23 protein-coding genes and 1 other annotated feature are annotated in these 20067 nt (G+C 27.9%); of the genes, 18 read left to right on the forward strand and 5 right to left on the reverse strand.

Going from position 1 to position 20067, the window contains the following annotated elements:
* Position 1 precedes the first annotated feature (1 nt).
* The 14 genes from pabB to KGF46_RS01970 all read left to right on the forward strand — a co-directional run bounded on the left by pabB (position 2) and on the right by KGF46_RS01970 (position 12424).
* Positions 2 to 1351, forward strand: coding sequence for an aminodeoxychorismate synthase component I (gene pabB / locus KGF46_RS01905; RefSeq protein ID WP_227827310.1), 1350 nt, complete (start codon positions 2 to 4; stop codon positions 1349 to 1351).
* Positions 1341 to 2081 (forward strand): aminotransferase class IV, encoded by a 741-nt coding sequence (locus KGF46_RS01910; protein ID WP_227841928.1) that lies wholly within the window; start codon positions 1341 to 1343, stop codon positions 2079 to 2081. Before pabB ends, KGF46_RS01910 begins: the two co-directional genes overlap by 11 nt.
* Before the next feature lie 36 nt (positions 2082 to 2117).
* Positions 2118 to 2819 carry a hypothetical protein gene (locus KGF46_RS01915; protein WP_227861765.1) on the forward strand — a complete coding sequence of 234 codons (702 nt, stop codon included), beginning with the start codon at positions 2118 to 2120 and terminating at the stop codon, positions 2817 to 2819.
* A 25-nt stretch (positions 2820 to 2844) separates the two neighbouring features.
* A complete protein-coding gene (gene folE / locus KGF46_RS01920; protein ID WP_003429416.1) occupies positions 2845 to 3417 on the forward strand; it encodes a GTP cyclohydrolase I FolE in 573 nt (190 codons plus the stop codon).
* Between the two features lie 66 nt (positions 3418 to 3483).
* The gene (folP, locus tag KGF46_RS01925; protein WP_227827313.1) at positions 3484 to 4275 is read left to right on the forward strand and encodes a dihydropteroate synthase; all 792 of its coding nucleotides are present in this window, start codon (positions 3484 to 3486) and stop codon (positions 4273 to 4275) included.
* A 10-nt stretch (positions 4276 to 4285) separates the two neighbouring features.
* Complete coding sequence (folB, locus tag KGF46_RS01930) at positions 4286 to 4651, forward strand: dihydroneopterin aldolase (RefSeq protein WP_227432804.1); 366 nt, start codon at positions 4286 to 4288, stop codon at positions 4649 to 4651.
* Complete coding sequence (gene folK, locus KGF46_RS01935; RefSeq protein ID WP_227827314.1) at positions 4644 to 5150, forward strand: 2-amino-4-hydroxy-6-hydroxymethyldihydropteridine diphosphokinase; 507 nt, start codon at positions 4644 to 4646, stop codon at positions 5148 to 5150. The genes folB and folK overlap by 8 nt, the downstream gene beginning before the upstream one ends.
* Positions 5131 to 5916 carry a 3-deoxy-7-phosphoheptulonate synthase gene (aroF, locus tag KGF46_RS01940; protein ID WP_227861766.1) on the forward strand — a complete coding sequence of 262 codons (786 nt, stop codon included), beginning with the start codon at positions 5131 to 5133 and terminating at the stop codon, positions 5914 to 5916. The genes folK and aroF overlap by 20 nt, the downstream gene beginning before the upstream one ends.
* A gap of 264 nt (positions 5917 to 6180) precedes the next feature.
* Positions 6181 to 7971: a DNA primase gene (dnaG, locus tag KGF46_RS01945; protein WP_227861767.1), complete on the forward strand. Its 1791-nt coding sequence runs from the start codon at positions 6181 to 6183 to the stop codon at positions 7969 to 7971.
* A gap of 17 nt (positions 7972 to 7988) precedes the next feature.
* Positions 7989 to 9155 carry an RNA polymerase sigma factor RpoD gene (rpoD, locus tag KGF46_RS01950; RefSeq protein ID WP_227432810.1) on the forward strand — a complete coding sequence of 389 codons (1167 nt, stop codon included), beginning with the start codon at positions 7989 to 7991 and terminating at the stop codon, positions 9153 to 9155.
* Between the two features lie 148 nt (positions 9156 to 9303).
* The gene (locus KGF46_RS01955) at positions 9304 to 9993 is read left to right on the forward strand and encodes a tRNA (adenine(22)-N(1))-methyltransferase (protein WP_227827317.1); all 690 of its coding nucleotides are present in this window, start codon (positions 9304 to 9306) and stop codon (positions 9991 to 9993) included.
* A 13-nt stretch (positions 9994 to 10006) separates the two neighbouring features.
* Complete coding sequence (locus tag KGF46_RS01960) at positions 10007 to 11104, forward strand: Nif3-like dinuclear metal center hexameric protein (RefSeq protein ID WP_227861768.1); 1098 nt, start codon at positions 10007 to 10009, stop codon at positions 11102 to 11104.
* Between the two features lie 62 nt (positions 11105 to 11166).
* Positions 11167 to 11748, forward strand: a complete 582-nt coding sequence (locus KGF46_RS01965) for a flavodoxin family protein (RefSeq protein ID WP_227827319.1) — start codon at positions 11167 to 11169, stop codon at positions 11746 to 11748.
* Positions 11749 to 11902: 154 nt separating this feature from the next.
* Complete coding sequence (locus tag KGF46_RS01970) at positions 11903 to 12424, forward strand: GNAT family N-acetyltransferase (protein WP_227861769.1); 522 nt, start codon at positions 11903 to 11905, stop codon at positions 12422 to 12424.
* 101 nt (positions 12425 to 12525) lie between these two features.
* Here KGF46_RS01970 and KGF46_RS01975 read toward each other — a convergent pair whose 3' ends face one another.
* Positions 12526 to 13245: a hypothetical protein gene (locus KGF46_RS01975; RefSeq protein ID WP_227827321.1), complete on the reverse strand. Its 720-nt coding sequence runs from the start codon at positions 13243 to 13245 to the stop codon at positions 12526 to 12528.
* Between the two features lie 152 nt (positions 13246 to 13397).
* Positions 13398 to 13865, reverse strand: coding sequence for a pyridoxamine 5'-phosphate oxidase family protein (locus tag KGF46_RS01980; RefSeq protein WP_227827322.1), 468 nt, complete (start codon positions 13863 to 13865; stop codon positions 13398 to 13400).
* A 146-nt stretch (positions 13866 to 14011) separates the two neighbouring features.
* Positions 14012 to 14278: a binding site (T-box leader), on the forward strand.
* A gap of 170 nt (positions 14279 to 14448) precedes the next feature.
* On the opposite strand from KGF46_RS01980, the gene KGF46_RS01985 reads away from it, so the two are divergent.
* Positions 14449 to 15000 carry a tryptophan transporter gene (locus KGF46_RS01985; protein WP_227840144.1) on the forward strand — a complete coding sequence of 184 codons (552 nt, stop codon included), beginning with the start codon at positions 14449 to 14451 and terminating at the stop codon, positions 14998 to 15000.
* A gap of 118 nt (positions 15001 to 15118) precedes the next feature.
* Here the strand turns inward: KGF46_RS01985 and KGF46_RS01990 are convergent, their stop codons facing one another.
* The 3 genes from KGF46_RS01990 to KGF46_RS02000 form a co-directional block, all read right to left on the reverse strand.
* Positions 15119 to 15595, reverse strand: a complete 477-nt coding sequence (locus tag KGF46_RS01990; RefSeq protein ID WP_227827324.1) for an HD domain-containing protein — start codon at positions 15593 to 15595, stop codon at positions 15119 to 15121.
* 118 nt (positions 15596 to 15713) lie between these two features.
* Positions 15714 to 16811: a DUF5808 domain-containing protein gene (locus tag KGF46_RS01995; RefSeq protein ID WP_227827325.1), complete on the reverse strand. Its 1098-nt coding sequence runs from the start codon at positions 16809 to 16811 to the stop codon at positions 15714 to 15716.
* Positions 16804 to 17193, reverse strand: a complete 390-nt coding sequence (locus tag KGF46_RS02000; protein ID WP_227827326.1) for a GntR family transcriptional regulator — start codon at positions 17191 to 17193, stop codon at positions 16804 to 16806. Before KGF46_RS02000 ends, KGF46_RS01995 begins: the two co-directional genes overlap by 8 nt.
* A 205-nt stretch (positions 17194 to 17398) precedes the next feature.
* Here KGF46_RS02000 and KGF46_RS02005 point away from each other — a divergent pair, with 205 nt between their 5' ends.
* The 3 genes from KGF46_RS02005 (at position 17399) to KGF46_RS02015 (ending at position 20063) form a co-directional block, all read left to right on the forward strand.
* Positions 17399 to 17854 (forward strand): hypothetical protein, encoded by a 456-nt coding sequence (locus tag KGF46_RS02005; RefSeq protein WP_227861770.1) that lies wholly within the window; start codon positions 17399 to 17401, stop codon positions 17852 to 17854.
* A 267-nt stretch (positions 17855 to 18121) separates the two neighbouring features.
* Entirely contained in the window at positions 18122 to 18826 is a 705-nt protein-coding gene (locus tag KGF46_RS02010) for a response regulator transcription factor (protein ID WP_227827327.1), read from the forward strand.
* Positions 18813 to 20063 carry a sensor histidine kinase gene (locus KGF46_RS02015; protein ID WP_227850185.1) on the forward strand — a complete coding sequence of 417 codons (1251 nt, stop codon included), beginning with the start codon at positions 18813 to 18815 and terminating at the stop codon, positions 20061 to 20063. The genes KGF46_RS02010 and KGF46_RS02015 overlap by 14 nt, the downstream gene beginning before the upstream one ends.
* The last annotated feature ends 4 nt before the right edge of the window (positions 20064 to 20067 follow it).

Here is a 20067-nt window from a genome sequence, read left to right on the forward strand (position 1 = left end):
GATGATAAGAGAAATAAAAACTAAATTAAATTCTTTTGAGATATTTACTATTTTTAGAAATGAAAATGATAGTTTTATATTAGATAGTGCTATGGACAAAGAAAAATTAGGAAGATATTCTTTTATAAGTAGCCAGCCATTTAAAGTATTAAGATATAAAAATACTGATGAAAATCCATTAGAAAATTTGAAAAAAGAATTAGATAAATATAAAGTTATAAATAAAACTAATTTGCCATTTATAGGTGGAGCTGTAGGATATTTGTCTTATGATTTGGGAAATTATATAGAAAAATTACCTAGAACTGCTATAGATGATATTGAGATACCTGATATGTATTTTGGATTTTATAACCATGTTATAGTAATAGACCATTTAAAGGAAAAAACTTACATAGCTACTCCAGATATAGATATAAAAGTAGAAGAAAAAATAATAGCTGATATAGAAGAAAAAATATTAAGAGAAGAGAAAAAAGGAATAGATAGTATATGTTATCAGGAAAAAGATGTAAAACCTATTCAACTTAAATCTAATTTTACAAAGGAAGAATTTAAAAATGCAGTTGAAAATGTTAGAGAGTACATAAAACAAGGTGACATATATCAAGCTAACTTGACACAAAGGTTTAGTGGGGAAACAGAACTGACAAGTTTTGAGTTATATCGAGATTTAAGAAGATTTAGTCCAGCACCATTTGGAGCATTTTTAAATTTTGAAGAAGCACATATCTTATCAAATTCTCCAGAGAGATTTATAAGATGTATTGATAAAAAAATAGAGGCAAGACCAATAAAAGGCACTCGACCAAGAGGTAAAAATAAGGAAGAAGATTTAAAGCTTCAAGAGGAGCTTAAAAATAGTGAAAAAGATAGAGCAGAGCTACTTATGATAGTGGATTTAGAAAGAAATGATATTGGTAGAATATCTAAAACTGGAAGTGTCAAAGTTCCAGAGTTGTTTGTAATTGAACCTTATGCAAATGTAAACCATCTGGTTTCAACAGTTGTAGGGGAACTAAAAGATGATAAGGATGCTACTGATATAATAAAAGCAACTTTTCCAGGTGGTTCTATAACAGGAGCACCTAAAATTAGAGCAATGGAAATTATAGATGAACTGGAACCAACACAGAGAAATGTATATACTGGTTCAATTGGGTATATAGGTTTTAATGGTGATATGGATTTTAATATAGCAATTAGAACTATAATAAAAAAAGATAAAAAAGTATATTTTCAAGTTGGAGGAGGTATGACTTGGGATTCTGACCCAGATGAAGAATACCAAGAAACACTAGATAAAGCAAAATCTATAATGAAAGCCTTGAGGGGATATTATGAAGAATAATTTAAGCTTTAATAGTAGCTTGAGTAAATTTGGAATTGGGTTATTTGAGACTATTAAAGTTAAAGATGGTATAGCTATAGATTTAAATACACATATAGATAGGATGCTTAATTCGATAACATGTTTGGATTTGAATATAAATTATGAAAAGCGATTCCTAATAGATGAAATTGTTAAATACATAGAAAAAGAAAATATTATTAATAAAGCACTTAGGATTACCGTTTTTGATGAAGGTTACAATATATCTATTAGAGAAATTCCATACAATAAAGAAGCATATAATAAAGGTTTGAAATTGACTATATCGCCTATAGTCAGGGGTGATAGCCTAATCTATAGACATAAGACTACTAATTATTTTGAAAATATTTATACTAAAAATATTGCAAATAAGAATGGATACAATGATGGGATATTTATAAATTCAGATGGTGTCATTTTAGAGTGTTCTATGAGCAATATATTCTTTATAGGAGGAAGTAAAGTATATACACCAAGTAGTAAATTACCAATTTTAAATGGAACAATAAAAAAAAGGATTATAAAGATTTGTGACGAATTACATATAGAGTTGGTGGAAAATGAAATTAATATATCAGAAATTAGTAGTTTTGATTTTGTTTTTGTCACAAATAGTCTTATGGGAGCAATGAAAGTTACAGAAATTGACAAGACAGAATTTAACAAAGAAAATGTTATTTTTAATAAAATAATAGAGCGTTTGTAATAAATTAAAATATTAACAATTTATTGGAGATAAGAGATGGTAAGTCATACTTATAAAGTATATAGTGAAAATATAAAAAAAATAATAGACAATCCAAATACGTTAGCAGTATTTCTAGTGGGTTCTAGTAAAGATGTAGATTTTAGTTTTTATGATTTAGAAATTAATGATATTGATGTATTTGTTTTTGTAAAAGAAGGGGAAAAACAAGAGCGAGTACTGTTTGAACAAAAGGGAATAGAATTTGATATAAATTATTTTTCAAAAGATGGTGTAAAAAAATTATTATCAGATAGAGAGTACTTCTTTGTGAAAGAGATGAAAGATGCTAAGGTTCTATTTGATATGGAGAATATATCCGATACCATAAAAGATATAAGTAGAGATATTTACTTAAAGGGTCCTAGTAAATTATCTTTAGAAGAAAAGTCTTTTTTGAAACAAGATATTGGAACAAAGATATCAAAGTTGAAAAATAAAGAAAAATTTGATGTTTTTGAATATCATTTTTTGACGAATTTATATTTAAAAGATATAATAATTGGGTACTTTAATATAAATGATAAATGGGTACCAAAAGATAAAAAATTGCTAAAAGTTTTGAAAAAAGAAAATAATGAACTTTTTAACCTAGTATCAAAGGTAAGTGAAAATTATGACTATCAAAAACTTTTAGATGTTTATAATTATATTTTTAAAGAAATTGAGATAAAAAAGATTATAAAATTAATCTTCTAGTCACGAGTCAATGGGGGGAGTTTAAATGAATAAAGTAGATAAAGAAAAAATACAACATGCAGTAAGAGAAATATTAGAAGCAATTGGTGAAGACCCAGATAGAGAAGGTCTAATAGAGACTCCAAATAGAGTTGCTAGAATGTATGAAGAGATATTCTCTGGTCTTAGTGAAGAACCAAGAGACCACTTAAAAGTTCTTTTTGCAGATGAAAAGCATGAAGAATTAGTATTAGTAAAAGATATTCCATTTTATTCATGCTGTGAGCATCATTTAGTTCCTTTTTTTGGAAAGGCACATATCGCTTATTTACCAAAAGGTGGAAGACTTACAGGGCTTTCTAAGCTTGCTAGAGTAATAGATACATTAGCAAAAAGACCTCAACTACAAGAAAGAATTACTAAAAATGCGGCAGACATAATAATGGAAGAGTTGCAGCCATATGGTGTTTTAGTAGTAGTAGAAGCTGAACATATGTGTATGACAATGAGAGGTGTAAAAAAACCTGGTTCAAAAACTGTTACATCAGCGGTTAGAGGTATATTTGAAAAAGATATTGCATCAAGAGCTGAAGCTATGAGTTTAATTACTATGAAGTAGTGAATTATTGTAGATAATAATCGCTTGATAAGATATAAATTTTAATTTAAGGGAGTGTCATTAACTGTGTTTGATTATGGTAAAAGAACTTATATAATGGGTATATTAAATGTAACTCCAGATAGTTTTTCAGATGGAGGAGACTTTAGTAATTTAGACATAGCAATAAAACATGCAAAAGAAATGGTTGAACAAGGTGCTGATATAATTGACTTAGGTGGTGAATCTACACGTCCAGGTCATATCTATGTGGATTCGGAGGAAGAACTAAGAAGAGTAATCCCTGTGATAAAAAAACTTAAAAAAGAATTAGATATACCAATATCAATAGATACTTACAAGGCAGATGTTGCAGAAGAAGCCCTAAAATTAGGTGTCACTATGGTAAATGATGTTTGGGGTCTTAGAAAAGATAAGAATATGGCTTCTGTAGTGGGAAAATATGATGCAGAAGTATGTATAATGCATAATCAAGATGGGACAAACTATGACAAAGATATAATGGAGTCAATAAAAGACTTCTTTAAAGAGAGCATAAAAATGGCAATAGGCTGTGGAGTAAAAAAAGAAAAAATAGTTCTTGATCCAGGGATAGGGTTTGGGAAGACATTTGAGCAAAATATAGAAGTATTAAGAAGATTAAAAGAATTAAAAGAATTAGACTATCCTATTTTACTTGGTACATCTCGAAAATCAGTAATAGGAAAAGTACTTCCAGTTGAACCTAAAAAGAGATTGGAAGGCACAATAGCTACTACTGTACTTGGAATAAGAGATGGTGTAGATATAGTTAGAGTGCATGATGTTTATGAAAATTTAATGGCAGCTAAAATGACTGATGCAATATATAGAAAGTAGGTGTAGTATGATGGATAAAATATTACTTAGTAATCTAGGATTCTATGGATATCATGGTGTGCTTAAAGAAGAAAATTTTCTAGGTCAGAAATTTTTTGTCGACATGGAACTTTATGTTGATTCAAGAGAAGCAGGACTTAGTGATGATATAAATAAATCTGTAAACTATGCTGAAGTTTATAGTGTTGTTAAGGATATTACAGAAAATAAACAATTTAATCTTTTGGAGGCTTTGGCAGAGAATATTGCTGAAGAAGTCCTAAATAAATTTAACCTTGTAAATGGAGTTATGGTTAGAGTTAGAAAGCCAGAAGCTCCTGTAAATGGAATTTATGACTACTTTGGTGTTGAGATAAGGAGAACAAGAGATGAATAAGGCTTATTTGGGAATAGGGACTAATATGGGCAATAGATTTGATAATTTATCAAAAGCATGTGAACTTTTGAGAGATAGTGATTCTATATATGAAGTAAAAGAATCAAAATTATATGAAACAAAGCCATGGGGATATACAGAACAAGCAGATTTTCTTAATATGTGTGTAGAGATAGAAACAGAGTTTGAACCTTATGAGTTGTTAGAATATTGTCAAAAAATAGAGGAAGAATTGCATAGAGAGAGAATAGTACATTGGGGTCCAAGAACTATCGATGTAGATATACTATTTTTTAATGATGTAGTTTTAACTGATGAAAGATTACTAATACCACATCCAAGGATTCAAGATAGAGCTTTTGTTTTGATACCACTTATGGATTTGAATGAGGAACTTTTAATAAATAAAAAATCAATAAAAGAATATTTAAACCTCCTATCTGCTAAAGAAATAGAAGAAGTAAAGGAGCTTGTAGGTTATGAGAAAAAACCTATTTAATGATAATTCAAAGATAGTGATAAATACAAATAATAAAAAAATAACTGTAAAAGAAGATAAACTTGTAATAGCTGGACCATGTGCAATAGAAAGTTATGAGCAACTTTTAAAGACTGCTAAATTTGTAAAAAGTCATGGTGCAAATATTTTAAGAGGAGGAGCATATAAGCCAAGAACATCACCAAACTCATTTCAAGGATTAAAAAAAGAAGGTCTTGAAATATTAAAAGCAGCTAAAGAAGAGGTTGGTATAGCTGTTATTACAGAACTTATGGACATAAGAGATATGGATGAATTATATAGTGTCAGTGATATAATTCAAATTGGCTCAAGAAATATGCAAAACTTTACTCTTTTAAGTGAAGTCGGAAAACAGAATAAGCCTGTTATGTTAAAAAGAGGAATCGCATCAACAATTACTGAATGGATAGGTGCAGCAGAATATATAGCAATAGAAGGAAATAGTAATATTATAATGTGTGAGAGAGGTATAAGAACATACAATGATTATACTAGAAATACATTAGACCTAGCTGCTGTACCGATTATTCAAAAAGAAACGGGACTTCCTGTTGTAGTAGACCCAAGTCATGCTACTGGAGTTAGATATTTAGTAAAACCTATGTCAATGGCATCACTTGCATGTGGAGCAGATGGAATAATGATAGAAGTTCATCCAGACCCAGAAAATGCTCTATCAGATGGGATTCAATCTCTCTGCTTTGATGAATTTGAAGATTTGATGAAATCAATTAGTGTTTATTAAAAAGAGGCAAGAGCCTCTTTTTTATTCGTGATAGTTTTTGATGTGAATTTATAAGATAATAGATATATAATTTAATAGTTAGAATATTTGATATAAATAAAAATTTAATATTGATGGAATTAACATAAAAAATAAAAATTTTTTGATTAATAAGAAGGATATCAATAAAAAAAGTCGAATTCTGTATATTGAGTGATTGACAAATTTAGAATATAGTGTAGAATAGAAATGTTAACACAAAAAATTACACCAGAAGGTGATAATATGAATGATATAAAAGACATTATTGAAGAAATAAAAGCTAGATGTGATATAGCAAGTATAATATCTGAATATATGAGTATAAAACAATCTGGAGCTAATTATAAAGGATTATGTCCATTTCATGGGGAAAAAACTCCATCTTTTTATATAAATACGTCAAAACAAATTTATAAGTGTTTTGGTTGTGGTGAAGGTGGAGATGTGATAAATTTTGTCATGAAAATGGAAAATTTAGATTTTATGGATGCTGTAAAAATTTTAGCAAATAAATGCGGTATAGAAATTAATACCAACATGAATGAAGAAACTAGAATGAAAATAGAGAAATCTAAAAAGTTTCAAGATATTCATACAGAAGCTGCTAGATTTTATCTTTCAAACTTATTAGGAAGTAAAAATCTTGGGTATGAATATTTAAGGATTAGAGGGCTAGATGATAAAATAATTAAAAAGTTTGGTCTAGGATTTTCTTTGGATTCATGGAATTCTCTTATGAATACTCTTATTAATAAAGGGTATACAAAACAAGATTTACTGGAGTGCGGTCTAATTGCAAGAAATAGAGATGGAACTAATTGCTATGATAAATTTAGAAATAGAGTTATGTTTCCTATATTTGATTATAGAGGAAACATAATTGGATTTGGAGGAAGAGTACTAGATGATTCTTTACCAAAATACTTAAATTCTCCAGACACATTAATTTTCAATAAAAAACAAAATTTATATGGATTAAATTTTGCTAGAAAAAATTTAGATAATAAAACTATAGTCTTAGTTGAAGGATATATGGATTTAATTTCACTTTATCAGTATGGTATAAGAAATGTAGTAGCAACCCTTGGAACAGCCTTGACTGAACAACAAGGTATTTTAATAAAAAGATATGCGGATACTGCTATTATATCTTATGACTCTGATGAAGCTGGAATAAAAGCGACTTTAAGAGCTATAGATATACTTATTAAATTAGGTATTACTGTAAAAGTTTTGGATTTGAAAGATTCTAAAGACCCAGATGAATTTGTAAGAAAATACGGACTTAGTGATTATAAAAAGGCAATGGATGTTTCTACTCACTACATAAAATATAAAATAGATCATCTTAAAAAAGAATTCAATATTCAAAAAGATGAAGAACGAGTGAAGTTTGCAAAAGAAGCTTCTAAGATTATAAAACAATTGACAAGTCCTGTAGAAATTGATTTTTATACAAAATATTTAAGCAATAAAATAGATATTAATGTCGAGTCTATAAAAAGGGAAGTATATGGTAAAAACTACAATAAACCATATAATAACAAAAACCAGAAAAAGATAGAAGAAAAAGTAATTGAAAAAGTCGAAGTTAGACAAGATGGAAAACAATTAGTTGAAGAAACTCTAATAAAAATAATGTTAGAAGACAAAAAAATTAGAGAAATAGCGTTACTTAAGGTAGAAGAAAGTGATTTTTTATTGGATGAAAGTAAAGAAATTTTAAATTACATGATTAAAAATCAAGAATTGGACAAAATAACTATTGACAAATTGAAAAGTTTAAACATATCCGAAGAATACTTAAAAGAATTAAATTCAATTTCTTTGAATAGTATAAACTTAGAGAGCACAAAAGAAATAGAAGGAATAATAACAAATATCAGAAAGAACTCATTAGAAGAACAAATTAATAACTTGTTGAAAGAACAACAAGAATTAGAAAATAATAATGATATGAAAGAGGTAGATGGTAAAGTTATGGAAATTGCTTTAAAAATAGTTGAGATAAATAAAATTTTAAAAAGCTTGTAGAGAAAGGAGGTTTGAGTGTGGAAAATAAGTCGAATAAAAAAGAGTTAAAAAAAGTTACCGCTAAGACATTAATAGAAAAAGGAAAAAAGCAAGGTTCATTGACGCTTGCAGAAATAATGGAAGCTTTTTCTGAAACTGAACTTGATAAGGATCAGGTAGAAAATCTTTATGAAACTTTAGGTAATTTGGGAATAGAAATAACAGAAACAAAGAACTATAAAGCTGATATAGACTTTTCGGCTACTGATGACGATTTAAATATGAGCCACATAGATGAAGATGCAGAAGTAATTTCACATGAGGACTCTTCTGCAATAGAAATAGAAACTGTGGATTTATCATTACCAAAAGGGATAAGTATAGATGACCCTGTTAGAATGTACTTAAAAGAAATAGGAAAAATTCCTCTACTTAAGCCACATGAAGAGGTAGAATTTGCTAGAAGAATGCATGAAGGCGATGAGATAGCAAAGCAAAGATTAGTTGAAGCGAACTTAAGACTAGTTGTAAGTATAGCAAAAAGATATGTAGGTAGAGGTATGCTTTTCTTAGACTTAATACAAGAAGGAAATTTAGGTCTTATAAAAGCTGTTGAAAAATTTGATTATACAAAGGGCTACAAGTTTAGTACTTATGCAACATGGTGGATAAGACAAGCTATAACACGTGCTATAGCAGACCAAGCTAGAACTATAAGAATACCAGTGCATATGGTAGAGACTATAAATAAATTAATAAGAGTATCAAGACAACTGCTTCAAGAACTTGGAAGAGACCCAAAACCAGAAGAAATTGCAAAAGAAATGGAAATGACAGAAGATAAAGTAAGAGAGATAATGAAAATAGCTCAAGACCCAGTGTCTTTAGAAACTCCAATAGGCGAAGAAGAGGACAGTCATTTAGGAGACTTTATTCCAGATGATGATGCACCAGCTCCAGCTGAGGCAGCAGCATATTCTCTACTTAAAGAACAAATAGAAGATGTCCTTGGCTCATTAAATGATAGAGAGCAAAAAGTATTAAAACTTAGATTTGGTCTTGAAGATGGAAGAGCTAGAACTCTTGAAGAGGTTGGAAAAGAGTTTGATGTAACTAGAGAAAGAATAAGACAAATAGAAGCAAAAGCACTAAGAAAATTAAGACATCCAAGTAGATCAAAAAAACTTAGAGATTATTTAGATTAAAAAGATACATCATTAATGTTTTTGTAATAAAGGCCATGGGATAAGTGATATCTCATGGCTATTTTGTGGTAGAGATTTTATATTATTTTTTATCTTGGTTTTAGTCTAAAATCAAGAGCAAATAAAAGAATTGAAAGGAGATATATCTTTGAAACTAACAGATAGATTATTAAAAATAGCATCATTGGTATCAGAGGGTAAAAAGATAGCTGATATAGGAACGGACCATGGATACATACCAGTTTATTTGCTAAAAGAGGGAAGAGTCCCATTTGCAGTGTTAGCAGATGTCAATAAAGGACCTCTTGACAATGCACGAAAAGAGGTCATACAGAACAATCTTTTAAAGAAAGTTGATTTACGATTGGGTTCTGGTATAGAGATACTTGAAATAGGTGAAATTGAAGAAGTAATAATTGCTGGTATGGGAGGTATATTGATAAGTGAACTTCTAGAGGCTAAAAAAGAAGTAGCACATAGTGTAGAAAAATTGATATTACAGCCTATGCAGGCACAAGAAGAGCTTAGACGCTATCTTCTGAATAATGGTTATGAAATTTTAAAAGAGGTTTTAGTGAGAGAAGATTTTAGGATATATGAAATAATAGTTGCCAAATATACAGGTAAAAATACTATAATAGAAGATGAGATACAATTTGAAGTTGGGATAAAACTTTTAGAAAATAAAGATTCTCTTTTTCATGACTTTATAGAAAAAAAAATAAAAACATATAGTGCTATAGTTAATCAACTAGAAGGTAAAAATGGAGAAGAAATAGATAAGAAGAGAGAAGAAAGTAAAATGGCAATAAGAAAACTTGAAAATTTAATAAAATAAATAGGAGGTAAATATGTTACTGAAGAGTCTTACTAGAAAAATTGAAAAAAAGTATCCTCTAAGCTTAGCTGAAGATTGGGATAATGTAGGTCTTATAGTTGGAGATTTTGATATGGATGTAAAGAAGATTCTGGTATCCTTAGAAGCCAATGAAAATGTAATCAATGAAGCTATATCTCAAAATATTGATTTAATTGTTACACATCATCCTTTTATATTTGGAAAAATCAATAAGATTAATAGTGCAGACTTAAAAGGTAGACTTATACAAAAGCTTATTAAAAATGATATAGCCCTTTATTCTATGCATACCAATTTTGACATAGCATTTGATGGTTTAAATGATTATTTTATGGAAATTATGGAATTTAATAACTCAAAAGTTTTAGATGTCACTGAAAGTGAGACTTTATACAAACTTGCAGTATATGTTCCATGTAATTATTCAGAAGTATTGAGAAAGGCTCTAAGTAATTCAGGAGCAGGTCATATAGGAAATTATAGTAACTGTACATTTTCGATAGAAGGAGAAGGTCAATTTAAGCCATTAGAAGGTTCCAATCCGTTCCTTGGAAGTATAAATGATATAGAAAGTGTAAATGAGGTTAAAATTGAAACTGTAGTACCACAGAAGCATTTAGGTGGAGTGATAAGTTCTATGCTAGATGCACATCCTTATGAAGAAGTTGCTTATGATTTGTACAAGCTAGAAAATAAAGGAAAAACATTTGGATTAGGTAGAATAAGTAAACTTGATGAAAGTACGACATTAGAGAATCTTTCTAATAAAATAAAAGAAAAATTAAATATGAAGCATATAAGGGTAGTTGGAAACCTCAATACAGAGATAACAAAAGTTGCTGTTGTAACAGGAGCTGGTTCTGAGTTTGTGAAAAAGGCTAAGAGACAAGGAGCAGATGTTCTAATAACTGGTGATGTAAAATATCATGAGGCACAAGATGCACTTGATATGGGAATGTGTATAGTTGATTGTGGGCATTTTGATACAGAAGATATATTTAAACATGTTGTGAAGAGATTTTTGGATGAATTTGAAGAGATTGAAGTAATAAAAAGCAATGTATATTTAAATCCATTTAGCATCATTTAATGGTACTTGATAATAAAAGTACTATATAAAAAATAAATTTGATTTTGATTAGGGGGATAAAAATGAAAGTAGCAGTAATTTTTCATAGCGTTTGTGGGAGTACATATTTATTAGCAAGGGAGTATAAAAAGGTACTTGAAGAAATGAATATAGAGGTGGATATATTTAAAGTAAGTGATGAAGTTGCAAAAACACTTCCTCAGTATTATTTGATAAATTCAAAGGAATATAAAGATGAATTTGAAAGTATAAATGTAATTAAATCTGGAAAAGAATTACTAGATTATGATGTAATATTTATGGGTTCACCAACATATTATGGAAATGTATCTGGGCAAATGAAGATGTTTATGGATAGTTTTTCTGATGTATGGGTAGGAGCCCCTTTAAGTGGAAAAATATTTGGTTGTTTTGCTACAGCAGGCTCACAACGTGGAGGAGGAGAACTGGCTTTACAATCAATGAATATATTTGCTCAACATATGGGGATGACTCTATTATCAGTTCCATGTACGGTAAGAGGAGGTCATCCAGCATATGGAATACTTCATATAGCAGGAGATAACTCTGATATAAGACCAAGTGATGATGTTAAGTTTGGTATAAGAGATTATCTAAACAATCTTAGTATATATAAAAAATAGATATACATTTAGCCATGGTTTAACATTATGATTTATTTGATATTTGGACAGATATTATAATCTAAATAAGAGCTAATTAGAGTTTCATTAGAATTAGGCTAAAAAGATGCAGTGTGGTAAATCGAAGGTTGTTTTATAATAGGAGGATAGCAAAATGCGCTTTGAGAGGCTAAGAACATATGAAGATAAATTGTATTTAGAGGCAATAGAGTTGTACAACATAAGTTTTCCTTTTCATGAACAGAGAAAACCGTCTTTACAAGCAGAAATTATGGGTCATGAGGAATATCAATTTAACCTGATTTATGATGAAAATGACATGGTTGGTATCCTTTTATGTTGGGAAACAGAGAATTTTATTTATGTGGAACATTTCTGTATCAATCCTGAGATGCGCAATAAAAAGTACGGAAAAAGAGCTTTGGAGCTGCTAAACCAGCGAGGGAAAACTGTTATTCTAGAAATCGACCCTCCCATTAATAAAATTTCCATCAAGCGACAAGGTTTTTATGAGAGAGTTGGATATGAGGCAAATGATTTTGAACATATTCACCCTCCATACTATGAAGAATGTAATGGACATCAATTAATTGTGATGTCTTATCCAGAAATGTTGACAAAAGTTGAGTATGGTAATTTCAACCAGTATTTAAGAACAACAGTAATGGGGCTCTGATTAAGAGTCAGTAGACCAAAAGGAAAAATAAACAATAAAATATAAAGATGGATACAGGAAGGCAAAGAAAAAGAGGGCTAAAGCCCTCTTTTTCTTATGTTTTAATCTCTAAAATCAACATTAGTAAATCCTGTTAGCGAAATGTCAATTTGATTTTTTCTTGTACCATTCTTATACTCAAATCCTTTATGCGTCTTAGTAAAATAATCTGGATAATTAATTAGACCATATTCAAGAAATTCTTTATCTGTTGCGGATAGAGAAATAGTGCTATTTTTGTATTGATTTTTTGAAGTAAATTCAATACTTGAATCTTTGGCAGTAACATTTATTGCATCAATACAATTTTCGGGGAAATCATAACTAAAGCTACCATCAAGCACATTTACATCCATATTGCATTTTATATTTGGAATATGGAGTTGAACATAGCTAGAATTGCCCATTTTAGCTGTTTTTCCTGATATAGATATAACCCATTTTCCATTTTGTTTTGTCATTTTAATATTGTAGTATTGGCTGTTGTAATTTGCTATTATTTTGTTGGATGAGGTTGGTAGTATTTCTACACCTCCATTGCAGATATCCAAAGAAACATTTAGGTTTTGTGTATTGTGAGGTAAACTATCACTGCTTTTTTGTGAGTCTGCACCTACCTTGGAATTAGCAGAGGTATTGAAATTTCCTCTATTGCTGATATCACTATAATTATGTATTTGTGAAGATGTATGGATTTCTAAAGCTGTTGCTCCTGTTGATAACATAGTTATTATTACAAGTGTACTAATAAGTAAAAACTTTGGTTTTTTCTTGGATTTCATAATTATTTTCAACCTTTCCTTCAATAATTTTTATATAGGTATTGAGGAAGTTCTTTAAAATATTTTAAGAATTTTCAATTAATAAAAATAATGAGAAATAAATATAACAAAATGGCCATACCTATAGCCACTTTGTTATATTGTATATATTATTATAAACGAGAAGCTTTACCAGAAATATGGTCTATTTCTATTTTAACTACAGTTGTTAAATTTATATCTTTTTCTATGTATTTCATACCTTCTTCAATAAAGCCCTTAGAATATTTTTTTATTATTTCTACAAGAGCATTTTTCTTTTCCTCATTGTCTACTGTTGACGCTTTTCCAAACACTACAGCACTAGCATATGTAGTACTAAATTTGTCTGGAATAACACTTTCATTAGCAACTACTAAGAAAGAAACCTTGTTGTTTGCTGAGATATTATCTAATTTATGTCCATTTCTTGCGCAATGAAAATATATAGAATCATTAAAGTATACATAATTTACAGCAACTCCATAAGGGTAGCCATTTTCACATATAGTAGAAAAAGTACCAAATTCACCATTTTTTAATACTTCTATAGTATCTTCTTTTGTCATTTCTCTCTTTTTTAATCTCATTTCTCTAAACATAATATCATCCTTCCTAATTTAATATTTAAATAAAAGTTTAAAGCATTTATAAAAATTATTCTACATTTTTTGTAAATTTTAAATAAAATAAAAAATGCGGTTGACAATTATAAAAATTTAGAATATTATAATAGCAACAGCAAATTAAAAATCCTATGACAAGGAAGAGTAATTATGTTTAGCTTCAACATAGAGAGCTGAGGATGGTGGAATCTTAGCAAGAAGGAATATAGTGAATGGACCTTAGAGGAATAAATTGAAATCATATTTTTATGAGAGTAGACTTTATCGTCAGTCGCACGTTACAGCGAATTGGGTATGTAAGTATCTTATAATGAGATGTATAAGAATTAAGTTTTAAGCTTATTTTTTATATAATTTAGGTGGCAACGCGGATAATCTCCGTCCTATTGATTTAGGACGGAGTTTTTTATTTTGCAAAAACTATTAATAAAGAAAATATATAATTTAAAGTAAAAGGTGGTGAAAGAGATGTTATGAACTTCTAAAGCTAAAGAGAATGATATGGAAAATTGGCACGAAAATGAAATAAATATTAAACAAATTAGGGGGAAATATTACAATGAAAACAAATACAAAAAAATTAACTTTAAATGCGATACTTTTAGCTATGGGATTATTAATACATCAACTTACACCTGCCATAGGACTTCCAATGCAACCAGATATATCACTAGCAATGATGTTTATAATAATGATATTAAATAAGGATGATTATAAGATTTGTTTGGTAGCAGGAATTGTAACAGGAATATTTGCAGCACTAACAACTAAATTTCCAGGTGGTCAGATTCCAAATATATTTGACAAGACTATTACAATAAATATAATGTTCATGATAATGTATATAATTTATAAATTACCATTTATGAAAAGATTAAGTAGTAAAAAACAAGATTTAATAGCAGCAACAATAATATTCCCAGTAGGAACGGTTATAAGTGGAACTCTATTTTTACTAATTGCTCAAGCTATAGTAGGTCTTCCTGGAGCTTCATTCACAGCATTATTTATGGTAGCAGTGGCACCAGCAATATTGATAAATTTAATAGCTGGTATGCTATTATTTAAAGTTGTAAGTATGTCTATAAGAAGAGTAAGTTATCAAGGCTAAGGTTATGTTTTATAAGCATATGAGAAAAATAAATAATAAATTAATAAAGAGGTATTAAGTTAAATGTAATCTTAAGACCTCTTTTCAAATTAAATTATAACAATATCAAAGAACTATTTTATATGTGGTAAGGAGATAGTAGTGAGTGTATCTTCAGAGTCTCAACTAGACAACAAAATTTATCTAATAAGCAAACAATTAATGCTTCTTTGTATCTAGGAGGTCTAGCAGTAAGTGGCCACATATGTTTTAAAATAATGTCTGTTTCTTTTTCATTTATTTGAAAGAATAAATTTGCGTTTTTTAGTGCTTCTTTAGGATGAGTAAAACCATGTAATCCTTTTCTATCACCTTTATAATGCCAGTCATAAAGAAAAAAATCATGCAGTAGAGCCCCTCTAATAACGCTTTGAATATCAACATTTAAATGTAATTTTTTACATAATAGATAACTATAATATGCTACTGATAAACTATGTTCAAGACATGAAACATTGCCATGATGAGGAAATGTTCTCATAAGTTGTACTTTTTCAGATGAAAGTATCTCAGAAGCACAATCATTAAAGTATTTAATTTCAGTTTTTGACAACATTATGCAAATCTCCATTCCTAGTAATATATAAATACTATATTTCAATGATAATATGAAATATTTCTTATCTTACAAAATATAATACCCAATAATACAAGTAAGATACCTTTTATGGTATTTAAAGTAAAAGAGATTTTATAACACTAAAAAGTGAAAAGATTAAAAATATAGCTATAAGAATATATAATATCTTTCCAATAGGATTTCCCAAATTTATAGTCCAGCCTATGCCAAATCTTTTATCAACCATAAATGATGGGTCGTTTGGATTATTATATATAATACCTCCTATCCAGTACTTTTCATCGTTATCTGGAGTATAAGAGGAATTGAATTTTAAATTTGGAGAATTAATATATGTTACCATTAAATAAATTATAACTAAAAGCATTATTATATTTATAACAGTTAATAAATTTGGATTTATTTTTAATGATAAAAAAACAATAAAAAATTGTACTATCATCATAATCATCAATATAAAAAATAAATAACCAATTTTATTTAGATATTTGATGTTTTTAGTTTTACTTTCTTCAATTTTATTTGTATCTACTTTAATTCTTGCTTTTATAGCTCCAATAGATGTTATATATAATAAAACCATTATACAAAACTCAAGACCTATTAATTTAAACACACTAAGATAGGATTTTTCCATAAATCCATCAGGTTTTCCTGTTATAGTAGAGTGTGTAGTAATTAAATCTGGCAATTGATTATAGTTAAGCAATATAAAAATGCTTATTCCAAAAGTAAGTAATACTGGTATTAAATACAATATCTTAAATTTTTTTATTATTTTATTTTTTTCATTTATAAAATCCATGTCTATTACCAATTTTGAATCTACACTTATCTGGCTTAATTCAGTGCAAAACTTTGATTTAGTCATTTTAACTTTTTTATGAATATAGATATATAATATACTTTCATATAGTAAAAAACCTATAATACTAATAGAATAAGAAAATTCTATTTTATCGAACATAAAAACTAGAGCTAAAACTAAAATAAAAATTACAATAAATCCTATAAATAAAAGTTTTTTAAATTTTTTATCAAGTGTTATAAAATCAGGATAGTCTCTATGTTCTTGGTTTATAGAAACACCATAAATATGATTTTTGCCAATAAGATGTGGCATAAAATAAAAAGTAGCATACATCAAAATTAAGGCTGAAAATATTGTAAATAGACATTCAATCTTATTCATAGTATTTCACCTCATACTTATCAAATAGATTTTTACTTAATGTCAAAAACTCTTCTTTATTAATACCTGATAAATAAGATTTTGCTACTAAAAGTTCTAAATCAAGTCTATTTTTTTGGCGAGTTGAGTTTTCTGTTTCTATTGGCAGTTGAGCTACGATTGCACCTTTTCTTCTATCAATATTTAAAAATCCTTCTTCTTTTAGTTCATTATAAGATTTATTTACAGTATGTAGATTTACACCAATATTTTCAGCCATACTTCTTACAGATGGAAGTGATTCATTTATTTTCAATTCTCCTGAAGCTATAGCTTTAGTTATCTCTTCTTTAATTTGTACATAAATAGACTTATCGCTATTAAAATCTAAATTTAAAATCATAAAAAACCTCCATAATATCGTTTAAATAAAAATACTTGTTATATATATAGTATAACACAAAAAGCGTTATCAAGTACAAAATATAAATTTATATTCTACAAGATGAGATATATTACTTGTAAAAATTGTAATTTAAAAATAACATAATTTTTATCAAAATAATACAGATACTATCTATAAATAGAAATCAGAAAGGAGAAAAAATATGTTAACATATTTAATTAAAAGACAAATGAATAAAAAAGATGATGGAATGAGTAAGCCAATGATGTTTGCAGGAGCCGTGATTACAGGAGTGGGTGCATATGCAACTTATAGGATGATAAAAAACATTAAGTCTAAATCTCAAATGTCTCAAATGATTGATAAAGAGTATTATGGAAATAATCAATACAATGACTATAAATATGATGAATTTGGTTATGAATGTGATTGTAGTGATAAAAAACAAGATTATGAATATGAAGAATTAAAAAAAAAAGTAAGAGAATTTAATTCAAGAAGAATAAATTGTGAAAATTGTCCACATGTTTCTCAAGAAGAAATGATGCATTATGTAAATAGTGTTAAAAATGATAAAAAAGACATTGATTTACATGAAGATGACAAAAAAAATAATATCTATAAAGAAGAAGAATATAAAAAATATGAGGAAGAATAAAGTAAGCTTTAAATAGTGAAAAAGAGGAGAATACCAGTTTATATAAAATTAAATATCTAAAATGTGAGTTGTAGCTTAGCTTGAGAAAAAAAATATCATTTCTAAAATAGTTAAGTGTCAACTTGCATTTTTATTTTTATGTTTGTTAGTAATTGTTTGTGACTATTTTGTAATTCTAAATATATTTTAGTATTTAAAACAATTGTGTATAATAAAAGTTGTATATGTAAATAGTTTAAAATTAAAATGTGAAGAAGGGAAATAGTTATGTTAAAGTTATTGATAGTTGAGGATGACAGCACTATCTCTTTTGGAATAAAGTATGCATTAGAGCAAGAGGGATTTAGTGTAGATATATCAAAGGATTTATCGAGTGGAAGAGAAATGATATCTTCTAATGAATATAGTATGGTACTACTGGATGTAATGTTACCAGATGGAACAGGATATGAATTTTGTGAGTATATAAGAAAGTTTTCTCAGATTCCTATAATATTTTTAACTGCTTGTGATGAAGAAGTAAATATTGTAATGGGGCTTGATATAGGTGGAGATGATTATATAACAAAACCTTTTAGAATTAGAGAATTAATATCGAGGATAAAAGCTGTTTTAAGAAGAAAAGGTGACGCTATAGAAGAAAATAAGAAGATACTTAAATTTAGAGATTTAAACATATATACATTAGAAGCTAGAGTATATAAAAATGACAAAGAAATATTTCTGACATCTGTTGAATATAAGCTTCTTTTAATTCTTATACAGAATAAAAATACAGTTTTGAGTAGAACTCAAATATTAGAAAAGCTTTGGGATGTAACTTATGATTTTGTTAGCGATAATACTTTAACTGTTTATATAAAAAGACTTAGAGAAAAAATAGGAGATGATTTATGTAAACCAATTTACATAGAAACTGTAAGAGGACTAGGTTATAAATGGATAGGAAGTGAAAATAATGTTTCTATATAATCCTGAAGTAAAGAAATTTTTTAATAGATACATTATTTTAATGCTGATGGTAATTCTTATATCAATTGGATTTAGCATAATCAATATAAATACAACTAAAAATATGATTGTAAAAAATAATCAAGCGATAATAGGAACCTTAGTTAACAAGTATCCCAAACTAGAAAGTGATATCGTAGATATAATAACACAAGGAAAGTCCATGCAAAATGTAGAATTTGGTGAGAAAATATTAAGTAAGTATAACTATGACAAAACTATTAAAATAAATTCTGAGCCTCTTACTTCTAAATTACTTTCAAACACTATAAAAATAAATATAATCTTAGTTTGCATAATTTTTATGTTGATATTTATGTTGATACTTAAATATTTTAGAGCTATGTATAATGACTTATCAGATATGACTAAGTATGTTTACTACAGCTCCGAGGGAAAAGAATTTGATATGAAAAATAGAAATCAAGAAGGACAGATAGGTCTTTTAAAAACAGAGTTATTGAAGATGACAACAATTCTCAATGAAAAAGTTGAACTTTTAAAATCAGAAAAAATATTTTTAAATAATACAATTTCAGATATATCACATCAGTTGAAAACTCCTATGACTTCCTTAATTATACTAAGCGATTTATTATATAATGATGTACCATATGAAGTAAAAATAGACTTTTTAGACAAGATAAAAAATCAACTAAATCGTATGGACTGGTTGATTAAAAGTATGCTTAAATTATCAAAAGTGGAAGCTAAAGTTATAAAGTTTAAGAAAGAAAAAATAAAATTTAGTGAACTTATACATAAAGCAATGCAACCAATGAAAATACCTATGGAGATTAAAAAACAAAAGTTAAGTATAGAAGGAAATGATAATGTATCTTATGTTGGTGATATTGATTGGTCAGTGGAGGCTTTAGTAAATATAATAAAAAACTGTATAGAACATACTCCTGATTTTGGAAATATAATTATAATTTACAAAGAAAATCCATTATTTTCAGAGTTAATAATAAAAGACGATGGTGAAGGAATAGATAAAAAAGATATACAACATATTTTTAAACGTTTCTATAGAGGGAAAAGTAGTTCAAAAAAGGATAGTGTAGGCATAGGGCTTGCAATGGCAAAATCCATAATAGAAAGCCAAAATGGAGATATTTATGTAAATAGTGAAAAAGGTAAAGGAACGGAATTTCATATAGTATTTCATAAGATATATGGTGATAATAGTGACTAATCTG

It is taken from the genome of Clostridioides sp. ZZV14-6153 (assembly GCF_020657855.1).
In the GTDB taxonomy this organism is placed as follows: Bacteria; Bacillota; Clostridia; order Peptostreptococcales; family Peptostreptococcaceae; genus Clostridioides.

Bases quoted from the DNA above. Each gene is read 5' to 3' on its own strand.
- folK (WP_227827314.1), top strand. From the start codon at position 4,644: ATGAATAAGGCTTATTTGGGAATAGGGACTAATATGGGCAATAGATTT.
- KGF46_RS01910 (WP_227841928.1), top strand. From the start codon at position 1,341: ATGAAGAATAATTTAAGCTTTAATAGTAGCTTGAGTAAATTTGGAATT.
- dnaG (WP_227861767.1), top strand. From the start codon at position 6,181: ATGAATGATATAAAAGACATTATTGAAGAAATAAAAGCTAGATGTGAT.
- aroF (WP_227861766.1), top strand. From the start codon at position 5,131: ATGAGAAAAAACCTATTTAATGATAATTCAAAGATAGTGATAAATACA.
- KGF46_RS02015 (WP_227850185.1), top strand. From the start codon at position 18,813: ATGTTTCTATATAATCCTGAAGTAAAGAAATTTTTTAATAGATACATT.
- KGF46_RS01975 (WP_227827321.1), bottom strand. From the start codon at position 13,245: ATGAAATCCAAGAAAAAACCAAAGTTTTTACTTATTAGTACACTTGTA.
- KGF46_RS01960 (WP_227861768.1), top strand. From the start codon at position 10,007: ATGTTACTGAAGAGTCTTACTAGAAAAATTGAAAAAAAGTATCCTCTA.
- KGF46_RS01970 (WP_227861769.1), top strand. From the start codon at position 11,903: ATGCGCTTTGAGAGGCTAAGAACATATGAAGATAAATTGTATTTAGAG.
- KGF46_RS02005 (WP_227861770.1), top strand. From the start codon at position 17,399: ATGTTAACATATTTAATTAAAAGACAAATGAATAAAAAAGATGATGGA.
- KGF46_RS01980 (WP_227827322.1), bottom strand. From the start codon at position 13,865: ATGTTTAGAGAAATGAGATTAAAAAAGAGAGAAATGACAAAAGAAGAT.
- KGF46_RS02000 (WP_227827326.1), bottom strand. From the start codon at position 17,193: ATGATTTTAAATTTAGATTTTAATAGCGATAAGTCTATTTATGTACAA.
- KGF46_RS02010 (WP_227827327.1), top strand. From the start codon at position 18,122: ATGTTAAAGTTATTGATAGTTGAGGATGACAGCACTATCTCTTTTGGA.
- folB (WP_227432804.1), top strand. From the start codon at position 4,286: ATGGATAAAATATTACTTAGTAATCTAGGATTCTATGGATATCATGGT.
- KGF46_RS01915 (WP_227861765.1), top strand. From the start codon at position 2,118: ATGGTAAGTCATACTTATAAAGTATATAGTGAAAATATAAAAAAAATA.
- KGF46_RS01965 (WP_227827319.1), top strand. From the start codon at position 11,167: ATGAAAGTAGCAGTAATTTTTCATAGCGTTTGTGGGAGTACATATTTA.
- folE (WP_003429416.1), top strand. From the start codon at position 2,845: ATGAATAAAGTAGATAAAGAAAAAATACAACATGCAGTAAGAGAAATA.
- KGF46_RS01990 (WP_227827324.1), bottom strand. From the start codon at position 15,595: ATGTTGTCAAAAACTGAAATTAAATACTTTAATGATTGTGCTTCTGAG.
- pabB (WP_227827310.1), top strand. From the start codon at position 2: ATGATAAGAGAAATAAAAACTAAATTAAATTCTTTTGAGATATTTACT.
- KGF46_RS01985 (WP_227840144.1), top strand. From the start codon at position 14,449: ATGAAAACAAATACAAAAAAATTAACTTTAAATGCGATACTTTTAGCT.
- KGF46_RS01995 (WP_227827325.1), bottom strand. From the start codon at position 16,811: ATGAATAAGATTGAATGTCTATTTACAATATTTTCAGCCTTAATTTTG.